The 2456-nt window shown below is 51.3% G+C and carries 1 rRNA gene; it reads right to left on the reverse strand.

Annotated features, from left to right (window positions below):
• Positions 1-2456 (reverse strand): 23S ribosomal RNA (locus BSD9I1_RS07250); the annotation flags it as partial.

The following is a 2456-nucleotide window of genomic DNA, read 5'->3' on the forward strand; positions in this document are numbered from 1 at the left end:
CTGACCTATCAACCTTGTGTTCTTCAAGGGGTCTTACTAGCTTACGCTATGGGAAATCTCATCTTGAGGTGGGCTTCACGCTTAGATGCTTTCAGCGTTTATCCCGTCCTGACATAGCTACCCAGCAATGCTCCTGGCGGAACAACTGGTGCACCAGAGGTCAGTCCATCCCGGTCCTCTCGTACTAAGGACAGCTCCTCTCAAATTTCCTACGCCCGCGACGGATAGGGACCGAACTGTCTCACGACGTTCTGAACCCAGCTCGCGTGCCGCTTTAATGGGCGAACAGCCCAACCCTTGGGACCTACTTCAGCCCCAGGATGCGACGAGCCGACATCGAGGTGCCAAACCTCCCCGTCGATGTGGACTCTTGGGGGAGATCAGCCTGTTATCCCCGAGGTAGCTTTTATCCGTTGAGCGATGGCCCTCCCACGAGGAACCACCGGATCACTAAGCCCGACTTTCGTCCCTGCTCCACTTGTAAGTGTCGCAGTCAGGCTCCCTTCTGCCTTTGCACTCTACGCGCGATTTCCAACCGCACTGAGGGAACCTTTGGGCGCCTCCGTTACTTTTTTGGAGGCGACCGCCCCAGTCAAACTGCCCACCTAACAATGTCCCGTGACCAGATTCATGGCCTCCGGTTAGAATCCCAGTACTGTCAGGGTGGTATCCCAAGGATGACTCCACAAAGGCTGACGCCCTTGCTTCCAAGTCTCCCACCTATCCTGTACAGACAATACCGAAATTCAATGCTAAGCTACAGTAAAGCTCTACGGGGTCTTTCCGTCCAATCGCGGGTAGCAAGCATCTTCACTTGCACTACAATTTCGCCGGATTTGTTGTTGAGACAGTGCCCAAGTCATTACGCCATTCGTGCGGGTCGGAACTTACCCGACAAGGAATTTCGCTACCTTAGGACCGTTATAGTTACGGCCGCCGTTTACTGGGGCTTAAGTTCACCGCTTCGCTTGCGCTAACGGATCCCCTTAACCTTCCAGCACCGGGCAGGCGTCAGCCCCTATACATCAGCTTTCGCTTTAGCAGAGACCTGTGTTTTTGCTAAACAGTTGCTTGGGCCTATTCACTGCGACCACATTTCTGTGGCACCCCTTCTCCCGAAGTTACGGGGCTAATTTGCCGAGTTCCTTAACAACAATTCTTCCGCTGGCCTTAGGATTCTCTCCTCACCTACCTGTGTCGGTTTGCGGTACGGGCACTAACTTCCTCCCTAGAGGCTTTTCTTGACAGTGTGGAATCAGATACTTCGCGATAAATCGCTCCCCATCACACCTCAGATTCAACTGGCGGATTTGCCTACCAGTCACTCCTAAATGCTTAGACGCACATCCATTAGTGCGCACATCCTATCCTTCTGTGTCACCCCATCGGTAATAACGTTAGTTAGTGGTATTGGAATATCAACCAATTGTCCATCACCTACGCCTTTCGGCCTCGGCTTAGGTCCCGACTAACCCTGAGCGGACGAGCCTTCCTCAGGAAACCTTAGGTTTTCGGCCAATAAGATTCTCACTTATTTCTCGCTACTTATGCCAGCATACTCACTCCTGTACAGTCCACCGTTCCTTTCGGTACGACTTCAACCCATACAGGAAGCTCCTCTACCACTCTTTCGAGTCCATAGCTTCGGTGGTAAGTTTTAGCCCCGGACATCTTCGGCGCGGGATCTCTTGACTAGTGAGCTATTACGCACTCTTTAAATGAGTGGCTGCTTCTAAGCCAACATCCTAGTTGTCTTAGAAATCCCACATCCTTTTCCACTTAACTTACACTTTGGGACCTTAGCTGATGGTCTGGGCTGTTTCCCTTTTGACCACGGATCTTATCATTCGTAGTCTGACTGCCTGGATAAAAGTATATGGCATTCGGAGTTTGATAGGGTTCGGTAACTGTTGTCAGCCCCTAGCCCATTCAGTGCTCTACCTCCATTACTCAATTACCAGACGCTAGCCCTAAAGCTATTTCGAGGAGAACCAGCTATCTCCGAGTTCGATTGGAATTTCTCCGCTATCCACAGCTCATCCCATGGTTTTTCAACACCAACGTGGTTCGGTCCTCCACGGAATTTTACTTCCGCTTCAACCTGTCCATGGATAGGTCACCCGGTTTCGGGTCTACGGCATGCAACTAGTCGCCCTATTCAGACTCGGTTTCCCTTCGGCTCCGCACCTTAAGTGCTTAACCTTGCTACATACCGTAACTCGCTGGCTCGTTCTACAAAAAGCACGTGGTCACACGTTAATGTGCTTCCACCGGTTGTAGGCACACGGTTTCAGGTTCTATTTCACTCCCCTCCCGGGGTTCTTTTCACCTTTCCCTCACGGTACTACTTCACTATCGGTCACCAGTTAGTATTTAGCCTTGGGAGGTGGTCCTCCCTGCTTCCCACAAGGTTTCACGTGTCTCGTGGTACTCTGGATTAGATCTTAGGATTTCTT

The organism is Clostridium sp. BSD9I1 (assembly GCF_900185645.1).
Taxonomy (GTDB): domain Bacteria; phylum Bacillota; class Clostridia; order Clostridiales; family Clostridiaceae; genus Clostridium_AK.